Below are 16,854 nucleotides of genomic sequence, written 5' to 3'. Positions count from 1 at the left end.
TGCTGTCTGGTTGCTCGCTCCAAAACTTATTTCATCATTGTAACTGAATCGCGTGTTTGCGCCAATACGAATCGTTTCCAAGTGGACTAGAGGGCTCGCTTAACCAAGAAACTGTGCCAGTCGAATGTTCTTACGATCGCTGTTGTATTCGGATTCCTTGAACAACTGAATCAAGGTTGGAATCCGAATACAAAGGCGAACGCTAATGCTTCTTCAGAATCATTCGACCTGCTCCGTTTTGGTTAAAACGCATTATTTAGGGCAACTTCATCTGCCTAGGCACATAAAAAACCTCCCATTAGCCCTATAAATCTAGGTTGGCCAATGGGAGGTTACTATGGACAATCATTCAATCGCTATGAATTGATTAATATTCGGCTGAGACCCAACCAAGTATCGGTCAGGGAATCTCCACCTCTTACGCGGCGATATTGTATCGAGCCTTTGATTGCCGATAACATAGCTAGCGCGATCGCATTTGATTGGGGCTCCTTGCTAGAGTCGGCAACGTTTGGGCTGATCATGTCATGCATGATTGAAAGCTCAAATTGACTAATCTCCTGAATTCTTTGTCTCATCGTTTCCGGCAGCAGCTCGAAATCCGCTTGCAGCGATGAAATCGGGCAAATCTCATTATCGGCTAACTGCTCAGATTGCAGATGGCAGAATTCGACGAACTTTACTTCGACCGAGTCCTCCGATTGCTGCATTTTTTCCGAGAAATCAACCAGTCTTTGATAGATTTGCTCCTGCACGGCCAGGCCCAAGTCTTCCTTCTTCTCAAAATGATAATGAATGCTCGCTTTCGATATGCCGAGATGCTTAGAAAGGTCGTCGTAACTGAAAGCCGCATACCCTTTTTGACGAATCAGCGATTCGGCTAAATGTTGAAGTTGCTCTTTGCGTGTTGCGGTTTCCATATTGCGTGCCTCCCTATCCAAATGATGAACAATAGTGAAAGGGAACTGCCGGGCAAATACCGGCAGTTCCTTCCGTTATACAGGTTAAACTAGATCCGCCCAGATGCCAGAAGCAGCTCGTGCAGCACTTTCGCCGCAGCTTCGCGCGTCGTAGCGCCGGTCGGCTGGAAGTAGAACTTGCCTTTGGATTCGACGCCCTTCATCAGTCCGGCTTCTGTTACGATTTGAATGCTTTCTTTCGCATAACCGCTAAACTGAGCAGCATCAGCGTAAACAAGGGCAGCAGGTTGGTTGGTCTGCTGCAGGCCAACCAGCTTAACCGCTCTAGCCAGCATGACCGTCAAATCTTGACGGGTAATGGCAGCATTCGGATTGAACCGGCCATCCGAGCCCGTTACAAGTCCGGCTTCATAAGCGCTTATCACGTCGGAAGCAAACCAGTCGCTGCTGCGAACATCGCCGAACGGATTGACCGCCGCTTTGGATTGCAGTCCCAGCGTTCTTGTGAGCATCGACGCGAATTGTGCGCGAGTCACGTTGGCCTTCGGCGAGAATGCATGCTCGGAAGTGCCGTTCAACAGGAATTGGTCTGCAAGCGATTGAATTTGGTCCTTCGCCCAAGACTTATCGATATCGGTGAATGATACATGCCTCGACGCAGCGGCATAGGTTGAGAAGCCAGGTCGACGAATCGTGACGATGGACTTGCCTTCGCCTGCAGCCGTGATTTTGGCAGGTACAGGATACACGTGGCCGCCGTCAAGATACAACGCGCCTGCCGTGCTTGCACCATTCTCGACTAGGAACGATCTGCTCACAGCTTGGTCCGCCTTCAGCATAAGCGGAGCGGCAACGCCGTTCTTCAAGCTGCTTGCTTCGAAGATATAAGGTGTTCCCAGTACAGTGGCATCTTTCACTTGCTTCGTAAATTCGGATTTGCTGCCTTCATCCTTCTTGATCGTAATGACGATATCCGCCGCGCCATCAGTAACTTGACCCAAGGCAAGGAGCGGTAAAGCGACGGATGAATCGTTCCAGGTGAAGACGATCGTCCCCTTCAGACCCGCTTCTTTCACGAGCTTGGCCTGTGCAGCCGTTAATTTCAGCTGTGCGGAGGAAGCATTCGGGGAAGCGGCTCCGATGGTGAGCGCGACAGACTGCTTCGCATCCTTAAGCGCTTGCTGCAGGTCGGCATCCGTGACAGATACGGACAGCTCCGTGCCTTCCAGCTTCGATTGCGGTGCAATCGCAATGCCGGTTTGCCCCTTCTCGATTACGGAAGCAGCAACATCCTTGTTGTACGCTGCATCGTTAGGGGAAGTAATTGGTCCCCCGGTATAAGGCGGATTTGCAGGCGGGTTAGGCTCGTCAACTACAGTTTCATCGGACACATAGAACGATTTGAATGCGACGGATTCATCGACGAGATTATAGTTTTTATCATAGACCGAACCTACGACCGCCAGCTTATACCTCCCTTCCGGGAGATATTCATTTACTTTACTGCCATCTTGCACAAGGATACCTAAGTTATAAGAGCCATCGAATTCCGGGATGATGATAGTAGACGGAATCGGCTTTAAGATGTCCTTCGCTTCATCCCGATCATAGATTTCGGACAGTATGCCCAACACTTCGTTATCCAAGTTGACGATTGCCACGTACAGGTGGTTAATTTCTCCTGTCGGAAGCGACGCCGTAATGTCGATTGGCGCGTCTTTGGAAACCGTTGCATTGCTGAGCGTCAGGTTCTGAATCAAGAAATCGTTGTCATCGGACTCATCGCCGATATGAACGACGAACGGCAGATGCAAGGAAGGCAGTCCCTCGTTCTCCAGCAAGACTTCTCCTTCATATACGCCAACCTTGGCCCGCGCGATAGACTTCGCGGTCAGGTTGAAATCGAACTCGCCGCCCGCTCCGACCGTAATTTGGTTAGCTGTGACGCCTTCGAGTCCCATGATGATCTCGCTTGGATTCGGCGTAGGGATCGGATGATGCGGATCGGACGTTACCGAAGGGTGCATCACGATTTTCGCCTTATACGTCACCGACTCATCCGAGAGGTTCTTGACGCGAAGCGGCTTCTTAACTGCTTCTTTGGCGCCTGGATTGATCATGCCGAAGCTCACGCTGCTTCCTTCGCTTGGCATAACGATCGGGTTCATCTTATCGTCGTGGAGCGTTATTTCGTCCATCGATTCAATAATGGCATGCGTGTCAATTGCGTTCATGACATTGACGCGCCCCGCGCCTTGCGAGTAGACATCATACATCGTGCCCTTCTCGTCATGGATCTCCTCCGCCGTATTCGCCAGCGCTGCGCGAATGTCTGTCGGTGTCCAGTCCGGATGAGCTTGCTTAATCAACAATGCAAGTCCAGCCACATGAGGCGTAGCCATGCTCGTGCCGCTAAGCTTGGCATAGGCCTTGTCATAGCTAGCATCAGGATTCGCTTGTCCGTAAGCAGGAATCGAAGAGAAGATGGAAACGCCGGGAGCGCTCAAATCCGGCTTAATGCCATAGTTGCCATCCGAGTTCGGCCCTCTGGAGCTGAAATCAGCCATGATGTCACCGGCTACCGCAACGGTCTTGAAGTCATTCTTCATCGTAAACTGCAAGGTTTGATCCGAATGCGCCTTCAACTGGCGAGCCAATGCACGCCCCATCTTGCCCGGCATGTCGAATGTCGGAATATAGTCGTAGCCGTCGCCAAGAAAAGCAAGCGGACCGATCGCGCCGTCGCGTGACGGAATTTCTTCCGATAAGTCAGGAACATTCTGGTCACTCGCACTGAAATTGCCATTGAAGATGACAGCCGCTTTCGCGCCGTGCTTTGCAGCCAATTTGACTTTCTCATCGAAGCTGGAAAGCCCCCGGGAGATGAACACGATCTTGTCAGCCAGGAATTCCGGTTTAAGGCCTTTATAATCATCTTCCCTACCCAGACCGACGTAAACGCCTTGAATCGGATTGCTGCCGAACATCGTGTTAAAGCTATCTTGATCCGTCTTCCAGCTCATCAAGCTCATATTCGTGTCATAGACTTCGGACCCGACTGCGCTATGAATCGTTCCCTGGACGCGGTTGCTATCGCTTGTCACCGCACCGACGGAAATGGCCATCTGCGAAGAAGCCGGTGATCCCATGGAATAGTAATATTGATTGCCGCCGCCGGCATTGCCGTTCGCGACCACGGCTACAACGCCTGCTAATACGGCATTGTTCACTGCGATGGCGTCAGGCGAGTCCGGGTCCTTCTCCAGATCGCTCCCTAAGGAAAGGTTAATGACGTCCATATGATCATCGACAGCGTGTTCGATCCCGTCGATAACCTGGGAGGACGTACCGCCTTCCGGGCCGAGCACTTTATAGGCATACAGATCTGCCTCATAAGCGACACCCTTCTGCACATGAGCAGATGTCGGGTTGGAAGCCGTGCCGGCGATCGTGCCGGATACGTGCGTACCATGGATGGAGCCTGTTGAATCTTCATAGCCTTTTTCCGGCAAATCTTCATACGGATCGTCGTCCTGATTGATGGCATCGTAGCCGCCTTCGACGTAATTGCCTTTGAGATCCGGATGCAGGTAATCGATGCCGGTATCAATGACGCCGACCTTCAGCCCTTTGCCCGTGAATCCGCGATCCCACGCCTTCAGAACACCTATTTGCTCGAGCGGAACCGGATCGAAATCCGATGAGCCGGCAGCGCCTTGATAGCTGTCTGGCTCGTCAATCGGGTAATAGATGACATTCTTATGAATGGCTTTCACGCCCGGAAGCTTGGCCAACTGCGGAATAAGATCAGCCCGGATCGTAATCTCCATTCCGTTTAGCACCGTATTGAAGCTGCGGTTGATCTTGAACGGAATGCTGCTCGCCTGTGCACTGCGAACGAATGCATTCTGCTCGGATTGCACATTCACTTCGCTTGCTTCCGCGGCCAGCGTTTTATACCCTAGCTTCGCGGCATATTTACCAACGGCCGCAGGCTGGCCGCTTAGCTGAATGATTACATTTATTTCCTTGGTAGAAGCGGTGTCGATGGCATCGGAAATGTAAGCTTCACCCGGGATCGCGGTGATCCCGGCCTCCGGCTTAGCTTGCTGCAGCAGCTGGGTTACGGCTTGCAGCCCTTCCTTCGTTATGAATGTCTTGTCCAGCGGAGCGGCATGCGCGGCTGGCAAGCCGGTCGTGACCATACTTCCGGCCAGCACCGAGACCGTTGCGAGCGAAAGTGATTTTTTGAGAAGTGATCGTTTCACGTTCAGGTACCCCATTTCGGTTCAGAATAGTAGCTGCTTTGCAGGCTAGTTTAAATTCAGGACGTCTAGACCGTCGATGGTAATGATACTGTTGCTCGACTTGGGATTCGCTTCGCCGGCATGCACGATTTTGACATGATGCACGCCGTTTGCGAGCTCGCCTGACGTAAAGACGGGTACCTGATAGCGAAGTTTATCGCTGTACAGATCGACCGGCGCCGCCGTTACGGATTTACCGTCGATGAAGATATTCACTTTGCCGCGGTTACTTCCTGTCGTGGACCAAACGGTGACCTTCGTGCCAGTGAAAGTGAAATCGACGGAACTGCCAGGAGTCGTGGTATAGGTCTGTACACCGTCGGCATATTTCTTGCCGTACCGTATAGTCCAAGGACCCTCGTAATTGGCGGAAGGATGTGTCGGCGAAATTAAGCCGGAGAACACGAACGCATCCACATTAAGTGCTAATGTCGGGTCAATGCCACGTACGGCTATAATCTCAACGTCGTGATGCCCGTTAGGCAGCACCATTTTGAACAACGATTGCTTTGATTGAGGCGACTTGCTGAATAAATTGGCGTACCCCATAGGCAATCCGTCGATTCGGATCTCAGCGGTACCTTGCATATCGTTCTTCGTGCCGATCCATTCGAACAGATTGCCTCTAAAGCCGAACTTGACGAAGCCTTCCCCGGTTAGCTGCTTCAATGTTCCACCTGAATAGGAAGGGCCATTAAGCGTGGTCCAGTTCCCCTCGTAAATAAGTGAAGCATCGCCGTCCTCAATCATGCTCGATGAATTGCCATACTCCACATTCAAGGTATACGCGCCTGCGCCATTTACAGCATAGACGTTAATGTAATACGTACCTGCCTTGGCTGCGCGGTAGGTGATCGATTCGGTTGACGTGCCAGCCGTTTCGGAATAGGCGACCGCGCCTTCTTTGCTTTGTACCGTCGTTGCGGAATCATCGTATAGAATCAGATCGAAATCCGTCCCTTCTTCACCCTTGAGTGTGAAGGTCGCGGTTTCGCCGGCGTTCAGTTCGACGGAATAGACATGATTCGGATCGTTCGCTTGGTCGAGTTTGCCCTTAACAGACGTATCAATCAACGACATGCCCGGGATGTCCTTGTTCCACAGCGCGCGATAAGCACTGATCAGTTTACCGCTTACTGTAAGAGGCTTTAACTCATCAATCGATTTGCCGCTCGTCACAATACGCTGCTTAATATCCAGTGCACTCATATCCGGATTCTGGCTACCTACCAGCGCAGCCACGCCTGCAGCGTAGGCGGCAGCATATAACGTACCTTGGGAATAGGAGTACCTGCCTTTGCTATTTTTGATATTGACAGTGGTCATCTCAGGCTTATTGCTAATAACGGTGTCGTAAAATAACGAGAAATCCATGAGCTTATATTCTTGACCCTCATAAATCGTGCCGGGAACGCCCCAACCTTTGAAAATGTAGCCGCCTTCCTTGACGAGCTTAAGGCCAAGTACATCCCTTACAAAAGCGGATTTCGGGCTCTGGTCGATGGCGTCCTGTCCCGTTAGCATCAAATGACCGCCGTTGCCAAGATAGCTGGTCAAGTTCGCTTGATCATTATCCGTAAGCAATTTGGCATTATTAACTGCTGCTGCCGTTCCCGTGAACCAGATCACGATATCGTACTGCTGCAGCCCTTGAGGTCCGGTGAGCGCCGGTCCATCGAAGGTTTCATCCGCCGTCGTGAACGTTTCATAGGAATAACCTGCTTGCTGAAGCAACCCTTCATAAACAGCCATAGGATCGCTTTCGTATAGGGGACCTACCCCTCCATCGCCGTTGTTAAAGGAGCGCTTGCTGTCATTGACGAGCAGGATTTTCGGTTCGGCTTCACCGGCCGGCTTCAGGTAATCCATAGCGCAATCGAACATATCCTGCCGTTGACCGGCATATTGCGGGTCTTCGATCGGAATTTCTTCAAACCCAATTCCGTTGTAGTACGCTTTATAAGTGCCGCCATCGATTTGTGCCGCATAACCGGCATCCACGTCAGGCGTTGTCGAGATGACCAGTTCGGACGGTGCAGCGACATCGACGGACATTTGTCCGATCGCAGCGCCTACTGATCGGTTCCCAAGAATATTGACACCTGTAACCGACAGCATATTGGGACTTGGATAGGCAGCCGGATACACCGGTTGTACATCCGTATTTAAAGTTCCAATCATGCCTTGGCTTTCGCCGGCCGGGGCTACGAACAACATGTTAGAGGCGTTGATTGCATCTTCAACCAGCTTGCTTCTGTATTGATACACGATTCCGAGCGTAGCGATCTTGGCGCCATGCTCATCGGCATAGTGAATGGCATCCACGACATCCGTGAAGTAACCGAGCTCTTCGGAAGCCACTTTAAGCGGCATGACCCTAACATCAGGCGCCACACCCGCGATGCCTTCGTTATTGTTCATAGTAGCGGCGATTTGGCCGGCAATCGTTGTGCCATAGGTATCATTTAGGCCGTCGCTCGTATCGAACAACGTGTCGTCATCGTGGGCAAAATCCCAGCCGTTCACATCATCGACTAGACCGTTGCCATCGTCATCGATTTTGTTATCCGCAATTTCCTTGTCGTTGGTCCAGAACTGACCGACCAGATCGGGCGCGTCCATCTTGACACCGGTACCGATGACTGCGACGGTCATGTCCTTGCTGCCCGTCGTAATTTCCCATGCTTCCGGCAGATCCATGTCGATATCTGCCACGCCGCCGGGTACCGTGCCTTCATTGAGATCTTGCCCGGTGTTGTTGAGCCCCCATTGTTCATGGAAAAGCGGATCATTCGGCAATACGGCAGATTGTCCCGCGTCCGCTGCTGAAACGGCTGCCTCGTCCGACAAGTTGACCGGACGGATCATTTGCGGAACCAATGCAGAATTGATCTTGTAATCAGGTTCCGCATAGAGAACATTCGGATCCTTAAGCAGCTCTTCAATGACGCTATTTACATCAGCTCCAGCCGCAAGCTTCAACAGCTCCGCATTGGGTACGGAGAGCGGACTGGAACCTATTATTTGATTGGTTAGCGATACGGCAAATACGGACTTCTGCTCCGAGCGATATCTGACAATGACGCGATCGGCGGCATACTCCGGTTTTTCAGGTAATGTGCTGCCGAATGCGGGCAGTTGCGCGGAAGCTTGCCGTGCGGCAGTCGCGTTTGAATGGTTGGAAATCGATTGAACAAGGGAAACTTCTCCTTCTGTCCACTGGCTTTTTCGGATCGGATCGTTGTGCTGGGATTGCTTGGCTAATACGGGTGTTACAACTCCAAAGATCAGCATCGACGACAGGAGTGCGGAAGCCATTCGCTTACTTTTTCTGATCAAGCCTTATCACGTCCTCACTAAAATAATTAAAATATTTACAAAAAAAACATAGGAAACGCTTACATTGAATTCCATCTTCGAATCTACCTACCAGTAGATAGATGACTATTATGAGTTAACATGCGAAAATCCCTAAAGCCAGTTAACCGTATTTATAGGCATATGCCCCCTTTCGTTTCTCTCCTTAGTACGCTCCTACCACCTGCCTCTTATACCGGAACGTATGTGATGGATCCGAAAGATCGTGTCACTTAATCTAACATTGTTATTACAACAAATTCTGAAATGATTATATATTTACTAGATTGAAAGAGTCAATTGATTTATTTTTTTAACTTTTTTATTATTTCTATAACTTTTTAAAGAAAGTTTACGTCAGTATACTGAGGATTCGATTCGGAGGTGGCATAAACCTAACGCAAAACAGTCAAACCGGTCTATGAAGCAATGCATACTTACCTATACATTTATACATCGTATTTTCTCGTAAATCTTCTAGAGGTCGTGTTCGCGGCAACAGAAGTGCTGAGGGTATAGGGCCATAAACATGAATAATCTATCACTAACTATTATTCCTACATCTTTACATTTTCAGAAAATGAGAGACTGCACTATGCATAGATATATAGGTAAATGAGGGTGTTCATATGATTTCGAATCGCTTCTGTTTAACAGTGGATCATCAAGTAAATTTTGGAGTAAATACCCAAATTAAAGAACAGCTCAAATGGCTGATCGGAACGGGTCAATTAAAGCCCGGCGATCCTCTGCCTGCCGCAAGCCAGCTGGCTGATTTGCTGGGGCTTAACCGAAATACCGTAAATGGGGTATATAGCCAGCTGAAAGTCGAAGGTCTTGTTTCCATGCAGAAAGGCAAAGGGACACAAGTGCTCGGCGGTTCGGCGACGGAACGGCTGCGAAGAAAAGGCATACCTATGAAGAGACTGCTCGATGGCGTAATCAAAGGAGCCCGGGCAGAAAAACTCGACCTGCCGGAGCTCTTCATGGCGGGCCTGGGATATAGTCTGCTGCAGAGCGGTCTTCCTACTGTTCCGGCTCGCATCTTGCTCGTGGAAAGCAAGGACCAAGATCTCTATTTCTATCAAGAAGAAATCGAGCGGGTAACCGGACTTGAGGTCTGTACGATTTTCCTAGAGGATTTGTTGGAAGGAACTCGCACGATCAAAGAGGCACGTCCAAACGATATTTGGGTAACCAGCTTGAACCAGGCGAATCGCGCCAAAGCTATATTGGCTCCTCTGGACAAGAAGGTGCATGTCGTCGGCGTCACGGTCGATTCTTCTATCGTGCTCGAGTTAGCTAAGCTGCAACGAGATTCGAATGTATCCTTTGTTTCTCATTGTAAATCCGGCGGTGAATGGATGCTCCAGCGCATTCGCGAGGACGGCATTACGCACTTATGTCCGGTAATTATCGGGATCGATGAGCACGACAATCTGGAGGAAGCCCTTCGAAGCTCAGCTAAAATATATACTTCCAAGGCTGTATACGCAGAGCTTAAAGAATTGGCTCCGGACAAAGTCCAGCTGTTCAAATTACGACTGGAGCGAAGCAGCGAAAATCTGCTGAGAGAGCTCGCTGCCACGGACTTGCATTATCGGTACGGTACAGGATTTGCTCCATAAATAACAAAAGTTGGGCAGAGGTTATCTGCCCAACCCTTAATAAAGTGAAGCCTTTCGTAGGATTACAATACTTCTTCCAGCTGCTTGCGGCTGTGTGTATCCAACTCACGCCAATCTGTAATCTCACAGCGTTTTCCGCTCATGTCGGCCAGAATGACTCGGCCGCCACCGGGATATTGCATATGCTCGTGCAGATTGCGCATGACCATCCGGGTTGCGCCAAGATGGGTTTGCAGCTCCCACATCCACAAGTCGGACTTGAACTTTACGCTTTCGACACGCGTCACACGCGGCATGAAATACCGCAGCTGCAACTCCTTCTCAAGCTCAACTGCACTTTCTTCATACAGGTCTTTAATGTCCGGCACGATCCCGAGCTCTTCGCCTTTCGTATTTCGAATCGAAATATATTGGGTGGTGTAGAGGAACGGGAATGCCCGGTACACCTCGAGCTCTTCGTACGTAACGCCTTCTACAATACCTTGGAACACGCCGCCTTGACCGCGGCTGAAATAGACATCATCCGGTGAGAATAACCGAATTTCATATTTGTCTTCAGTAGTAGTCATCAGCCCTCAACCCCCTTGATCTTGGACAGCTCTTTCTGCGCGTCAACGAGCTTCCGGTAGGCGCCATCCTCTTTCTCGAGCAGTTGCTCATGCGTGCCGACTTCAACGATTTTGCCGCGGTCCAGTACAACAAGCCGATCTGCATTACGAAGCGTGGAAAGACGGTGCGCAATCGCGAATGTCGTACGGCCTTTAACCAAACGCGAAATCGCTTCTTGAATTTGGCGTTCTGTCTCCGTATCCACCGATGCGGTGGCTTCATCCAGAATCAGAATGCGCGGATCATGGATAATGGCCCGAGCGATGGCCACCCGCTGCTTCTCACCGCCGGAGAGCTTATGCCCGCGCTCGCCTACGCGAGTATCGTAGCCGTCCGGCAGCCTAACGATGAAGTCATGCGCATTGGCAATCTTCGCCGCTCGCATAATCTCAATTGGTGTTGCGTCTGGTTTGGAATAGGCGATATTCTCAGCAATCGTACCGTCAAACAGAAACGTCTCCTGCAAGACGACGCCGATCTGCTTTCGCAGGTCAACCTGACTGATGTCCCGGAGATCCGTTCCGTCAATGAGAATGGCACCTTCATCGGTATCATAGAACCGGCAAATCATGTTAATGAACGTCGACTTGCCTGCTCCGGAATGTCCGACCAGACCGATCATCTCGCCTGCTTTTACCTGCAAATTGACATTCTTGAGCACCGGATGATGCTTCTCGTAGCCATAGGTGACTTTCTCGAAGATAACGTCGCCTTTGATGACGCCGATTGCTGCAGGATTACGAACGTCAGGCACATCAGGCGGCGTATCCATAATCTCGAATACTCGATGTGCAGCCGCCATGGCATTACTTGCCCAACTAATCATTTGGCTGATCCATTGCAGCGGGCCGAATAACATCCCGAGGTAAGCGATAAGCGCCATTAGTACGCCAAGCTGCATGTTGTCATGCAGTACTTTGCTTCCGCCGTTATACCAGATGAGCAGCGTGCCCAATCCGGCAATGAAGGCGAAGGCCGGGAACATGAAGGACCAGAGACCTTCCATGCGGATATTGCGTCGTACCACTTCAACATTCGCATCCGCATAACGGGATAGTTCATCCTGCTCCCTGCCGAAGGCTTTTACAACTCGAATCCCTTGAAGGGAATCGCCGACCAACGTGTTAAGTCTGAAAATCGAGCGCCATTGCTGATACCAGCGCCGTCCGATCTTCGGCCAGATGGTCATCGATACGGCTACCATGACCGGAACCGGTAGAATGGCATACAGCGTGAGCTGCCAATCGAGTCCGAACATAATGATGAAGATCGCGATGATCCGCAGTCCCTCCGCGGACATAAACACGACGCCGTCCGTCATGAACTGCCGCATTGCCTCTGAATCGTTGTTGACCCTGCCGATGAATTGCGACGTTTGGCGGCGGTCGAAGAAGGCAAGTGAGAGCCGCATGAGCGAGCTGTAGACATCTTTTCGCAAGTCGCCCATTAGTTTAGATCCAACCCATACGCCGATTAATCCGCGAATCGTTTGCATCAGCGACATGAGAAGCATCGTTGCGCCTAACCCAAGCACCACGTACAGCAGTGTCGAACCAATATCCTTAGGGCCAAGGACGTCATCGATAATGACCTTCGTTAAGTAAGGCGGTACCAATTCTACGAGTGTTGTTGTGATTAGCAGACAAGCGGCAGCGATCATTTGCAGCTTATATGGCTTGGTGTAGCTTAGCATCCGAGCGGCTACCTTGCCATTGTGTGTGCATATCTGGCAGATCTGCGTCCCTTCTGACAGCGGATTGCCACAGCTGTGGCAGCTGCGTGGAAGCTCTCGCTCCGAAAGCACCGGTCGCTCTTCATTCTTCGCCATCGCGCTGAGCAGCTTCGCCGCAAAACCGAACACCGGCGATTGCGCAGCTGTATAACGCGCGATCACGACTGGGCCTTTTCCCGTGTCAGCCAGCAGCGTGCCTCCGCCGACTGCACTGACAGCCCGCGCTTCCTTCAGCTCTGCTAACGGCTGCCTGAGCAGCTGCGTCTTGTCTTGCTGCCATACCACGATGTCTTGCTCCGTGACAGCCAGCCATTGCTCTCCGAATCGGCCATCCTGCAGCAGATCGGTTTTGGCGCTGAACAGCAGTTCAGACGTTAGTTGCTTCCTCAGTACTTCCGGAAGCTGGTCTTGAATAGACATGGTACCCTCCTGTGTCTCGAAACAAGTTATTGGGCTGACCCTTAGTTGGACCCGACAATCCAATGATGAGTCGGCCACTACGAATATATGTTCTATATTTGCTTTATATTTCCTTCTTTCTTTGTAAACTTTACCCATAAATATGGATATGCCCAAAAATATTCCCACTTTTCGCACGATACCACACTTCCAGCAAGTAACGTTCGCCTCCGAAAGGGACGTTCGTTTACATTGCGATTGTTCAAATCCCCATCGGAGTTTCTAAGGCCACAGCGCTCGTTAGCACTTTTTTCTCCCTACCCCCGAACTAAAGTGCCGGGTAAAAAAAGGTACATTCATGCTATAATGCTAGCATTAAACCATAAAGCGAGGGATTCCCAAAATGAAAGTGTTAGTGACCGGCGCTTCGGGCAATGGCGGGCAAGCGATTAGCAGAGCGCTTATCCAAGCGGGATATACGGTTCGTATGGCAGACGTGTCGCCTCCGGCGGGGGCAGATTTCGCCGATGTGGAATTTGTCCGCTGCGACAGCAGAACAGCTGGCGACGTTCGCCGTGCAGTGGAAGGCATGGATGCCGTCGTTCATCTGGCCGCATGGCATTGCGCGCATAATCCGCCTGTGAGTGATGAGACGATCTTTGCTGTAAATGTGGATGGTACGTTCAACGTCTTGGAAGCCTGTAAGCAAGCAGGCATCCAATCCATCGTATATGCTTCTTCGATGGCTTATGGCTGGGGGTCCGTATACAGCGTTTCGAAGGTAATCGGAGAAGATTTGTGCAGATCTTACCATGAGATGACCGGCGCCTCGATCGCCATGCTTCGCTATCATGAATTCATTCCTCGTCCTTACTTAGAATTCGGCTCGCGTCTGCTCCGCAATGGCGTCGATCGCAGTGATGTGGCCGCTGCTACCGTAGCATCATTGAAAGCCGCCCTTAATCGGGATATCGGACTTTTCTGTACAATCGTACATACCAACCACGGCATGCCTGAGGAAGTCGTAAACAACTTCCGTGAGCTCGGCCCCGCTTGGTGCGAAGAGCAAGTTCCCGGCGCACGTCAGCTCATTGAGAAATATGCGATCAGCCTGCCCGGCTCCGTTGAGCAGCACGACCTCTCCGAAGCGGAGCAAGCGCTAGGCTGGAAACCGGCGATCGGGTTTGTTGAATTCCTACGTGATCTCAAAATCCGCGATGAACGCGGAATCGATGTCGCCAGTCTGTTTGTACCCTCCGAATTGCCATCAGATCTATAGCTACAACAAGGGCCGCCTCCAAAAGTATGCGACGCAACTTTTGAGACGGCCCCTTTATCTATTATACAGAGGTTACTTAAGGAGGCTCATAATTAATGAAGGTCACCATAGGCGTACAAGCCGTAATCGTTCAAAACGACTCTATTCTCACCATCCATAAGAGAGACAACGAAACAGGAGAACACTCTTACATCCTCCCCGGCGGCAAGCAAGAGTTTGGCGAAACCTTGGAACAAGCGGTCTATCGCGAAGTATTCGAGGAGGTAGGAGTCGCGATGGACCCCGATCAAATCGGAGTCGCTTGGATTCCTCTTCATGAACTGGCTAACTTCCCATTTTATCCGAAAGCATTGATCCCCCAGCTAATCGAGGTTGCGAGCGGAGCTAGACCAAGGCACTGCTATGTCGGCGATATGAACTAGAATCATAATCCACTACAAATGATGCACTCTGCGAGTCTCAAGAATTTGCTCAATATGGTGTGCGGCATGCTGGGTATCATGATTCAACGCATCGCAGACCGTTGCCTTACCATGTCCATGCACGAGAACTCTATCCAATGAATCCGGCAAAGTAGCGCATAAGTAGGAGATGTATTCCCGCATCATGCTGAACAGCCTCATCTCTAAATCTATTGATCGATTTCTATAGCTCATCTTGGTGTTCCAAACATCCCCGTTAAACTCATTGAACTGATAAGTTGCTCCCGTGTCCGCCAAAGCGTATCGGTTAATTTGAAAATAATTCATATCGCAGTCGATAATATGATGGACGATTTCCCTGATTGTCCATTTGCCTTCTGCTCTGGCCTGATCCAGATCAGAATCACTTAAACCTGCAATTGCCTGCGCAAGTTCTAAAGGCGCTCTCTTGTAGGCTTCAATAAGTTCTTGACCAATTGCTGAAACCATCGCGATCCCCTCCAAAATACGTCCAGCTTGCTCTTCATATTCGATGCTAGCTTCGCATCGTCCTTGCCCGTGCCAAAAGAAAGAGCCCCTAATTCATCCTAGGCGGCTCAACTCTTTCAACTCTCCCTCCCAATCAACGAACCCGCCGCTTAAACTCACCCAGCTGCTCCAATTGATCCGGATCCATTTTACCAAACCGGTTCACCTTCACGTCGAGGCAAACCACGCCCTTCCGATCGGTTACTCCCTTGACCCAATCCACAAGCTCAGCGGTCGGCCGCGATAGCCCTTTATTGCCCCAGCCCGCCCAATTAGGGTCATTCTCACCCAAGAAGGTAAAGGTGAAATATTGAATACCATTCGTCTCATCGACCCATCTGCCGTTCTCCGGAAATTCGCCGATTTCATTCGTCTCACCTGCGGTATAGTCCTCATATGCCGAGTTCATCGCTATGCCTCCAATGCCGGAATTCAAGCACATGATGCGATGCGCATTCCCCGACTTCGCTGCATTGACTATACTGCTCCAGTTATAAGGCAGCTGCATATTATCGTAAGACTTCATCATTGCCGGAAACACGCCGTCAAACCACCAGCCTGCGAGCAGCACGCCATAACGATCAGACCATTCCTTAATGACGGACTGCCACAGCCGCATCGTCTCTTGAGCAGGTGCAGAGTCGGTCCCCTCCGAGAATCCAAATGCGCGAGTAATCGCGTAGTCGCCCTCCACCAGATGCGCGGAATGAGGCGGATTAGCCGGCACATAGAGCATTAGCTTAATTCCGTATGTAGCTAGAGCATGCGCGATTTCCATTGGAAGATCCCTCGTCGCGCAGCGTTCGCCCGGTCGCACGCCTGCTATCTCTTCATACCTCGCATTTGGCGCCAAAAAACGACCGCAGTTCTGCCCGAGCGTCAGCAGCACAAAGCCGGCCCCACTGCCAGCAACCTGCTCCGCATAAGCATTCACATCAAAGCTGTTAATGACGTCATTCCAGTCTTCGTGCTGCTTCCACTGTTCCTCGGGAGAGGCCGCAACCCTATTCAAATAGTTAGCTATAAAATGATGCGAGATTCCATACTGCGCCGCGCAAAGCCAATCCGTATTCGGATTGCCGTTCACCGCGCGAATCGGACCAGCGGGCTCACTTTCCGCTTCTTCACCCACCCCATTGCGAAGGCGCACTTTTAAATATCCTCCACTGTAAGAAGCGAGCAGGACGATCGTTTTCGTGAATATTCCTGACAGCTCCACATAGGGACTATCCAGCGTTTCCGAGAACAGCCAACAATAGCTAGTAACAGCACCACTTGGCGCGTCATCGCCAGTGACAGCCGCCTCCAGCATCCCTTTTACATTCGGTTCACCGACAACTCGCACCTGCATATAACGGTTCCACCTTTCCCTAAGTCCGTCCTAACAATAGAGATGTACGTTGTAGAAGCTATGTAACAAAACACTATCAGTAAATCGTATTTTGTTAAAGAGTAAATATTGTAGCTGACATGGACTTTTTGCAGAGGTTTTCGTTTAGGGAATTTAGCGGGCAATAAAAAAAGCACCCTTGTGGGTGCTTCTAATTCTATATGGTTACACATTGAAAACTGGATACGAACCTTTGCGAAGGTCTTCATTTAGCTGATCTTGATCCGAAGTTGAACATCCGAGCGAATGTTCGTAGGATAAGCCCTCGACCGATTAGTATTCG

General features: G+C 50.6%; 10 protein-coding genes. 3 read left to right on the top strand and 7 right to left on the bottom strand.

Annotated features, from left to right (window positions below; all coding sequences use genetic code 11):
- Positions 1 to 356: 356 nt before the first annotated feature.
- The 3 genes from AC6ESO_RS26600 to AC6ESO_RS26590 form a co-directional block, all read right to left on the bottom strand.
- The gene (locus AC6ESO_RS26600) at positions 357 to 920 is read right to left on the bottom strand and encodes a TetR/AcrR family transcriptional regulator (protein WP_497094028.1); all 564 of its coding nucleotides are present in this window, start codon (positions 918 to 920) and stop codon (positions 357 to 359) included.
- A gap of 89 nt (positions 921 to 1,009) precedes the next feature.
- Complete coding sequence (locus tag AC6ESO_RS26595) at positions 1,010 to 5,188, bottom strand: S8 family serine peptidase (RefSeq protein WP_497094027.1); 4,179 nt, start codon at positions 5,186 to 5,188, stop codon at positions 1,010 to 1,012.
- 45 nt (positions 5,189 to 5,233) lie between these two features.
- Entirely contained in the window at positions 5,234 to 8,566 is a 3,333-nt protein-coding gene (locus AC6ESO_RS26590; RefSeq protein WP_497094026.1) for a S8 family serine peptidase, read from the bottom strand.
- A 647-nt stretch (positions 8,567 to 9,213) separates the two neighbouring features.
- Here AC6ESO_RS26590 and AC6ESO_RS26585 point away from each other — a divergent pair.
- The gene (locus AC6ESO_RS26585; RefSeq protein WP_497094025.1) at positions 9,214 to 10,212 is read left to right on the top strand and encodes a GntR family transcriptional regulator; all 999 of its coding nucleotides are present in this window, start codon (positions 9,214 to 9,216) and stop codon (positions 10,210 to 10,212) included.
- Between the two features lie 62 nt (positions 10,213 to 10,274).
- Here AC6ESO_RS26585 and AC6ESO_RS26580 read toward each other — a convergent pair whose 3' ends face one another.
- Together AC6ESO_RS26580 and AC6ESO_RS26575 are read right to left on the bottom strand one after the other, a co-directional pair.
- Positions 10,275 to 10,781 (bottom strand): DUF1854 domain-containing protein, encoded by a 507-nt coding sequence (locus tag AC6ESO_RS26580; RefSeq protein ID WP_497094024.1) that lies wholly within the window; start codon positions 10,779 to 10,781, stop codon positions 10,275 to 10,277.
- Complete coding sequence (locus AC6ESO_RS26575) at positions 10,781 to 12,973, bottom strand: ABC transporter ATP-binding protein (protein ID WP_497094023.1); 2,193 nt, start codon at positions 12,971 to 12,973, stop codon at positions 10,781 to 10,783. The genes AC6ESO_RS26580 and AC6ESO_RS26575 overlap by 1 nt, the downstream gene beginning before the upstream one ends.
- Before the next feature lie 382 nt (positions 12,974 to 13,355).
- Here AC6ESO_RS26575 and AC6ESO_RS26570 point away from each other — a divergent pair, with 382 nt between their 5' ends.
- Entirely contained in the window at positions 13,356 to 14,231 is an 876-nt protein-coding gene (locus AC6ESO_RS26570) for an NAD-dependent epimerase/dehydratase family protein (protein ID WP_497094022.1), read from the top strand.
- Between the two features lie 95 nt (positions 14,232 to 14,326).
- Complete coding sequence (locus AC6ESO_RS26565; protein WP_497094021.1) at positions 14,327 to 14,653, top strand: NUDIX domain-containing protein; 327 nt, start codon at positions 14,327 to 14,329, stop codon at positions 14,651 to 14,653.
- Positions 14,654 to 14,665: 12 nt separating this feature from the next.
- Here the strand turns inward: AC6ESO_RS26565 and AC6ESO_RS26560 are convergent, their stop codons facing one another.
- Both AC6ESO_RS26560 and AC6ESO_RS26555 read right to left on the bottom strand, forming a co-directional pair.
- On the bottom strand, positions 14,666 to 15,142 hold the full coding sequence (locus tag AC6ESO_RS26560) for a DinB family protein (RefSeq protein WP_497094020.1): 477 nt from the start codon (positions 15,140 to 15,142) through the stop codon (positions 14,666 to 14,668).
- A gap of 133 nt (positions 15,143 to 15,275) precedes the next feature.
- Positions 15,276 to 16,532 carry a hypothetical protein gene (locus AC6ESO_RS26555; RefSeq protein WP_497094019.1) on the bottom strand — a complete coding sequence of 419 codons (1,257 nt, stop codon included), beginning with the start codon at positions 16,530 to 16,532 and terminating at the stop codon, positions 15,276 to 15,278.
- Between the last annotated feature and the right edge of the window lie 322 nt (positions 16,533 to 16,854).

Source organism: Paenibacillus rhizoryzae, assembly GCF_059686995.1.
The sequence above is the reverse complement of the archived record's forward strand: the minus strand, read 5'-3'. Positions and strand labels throughout refer to the sequence as shown.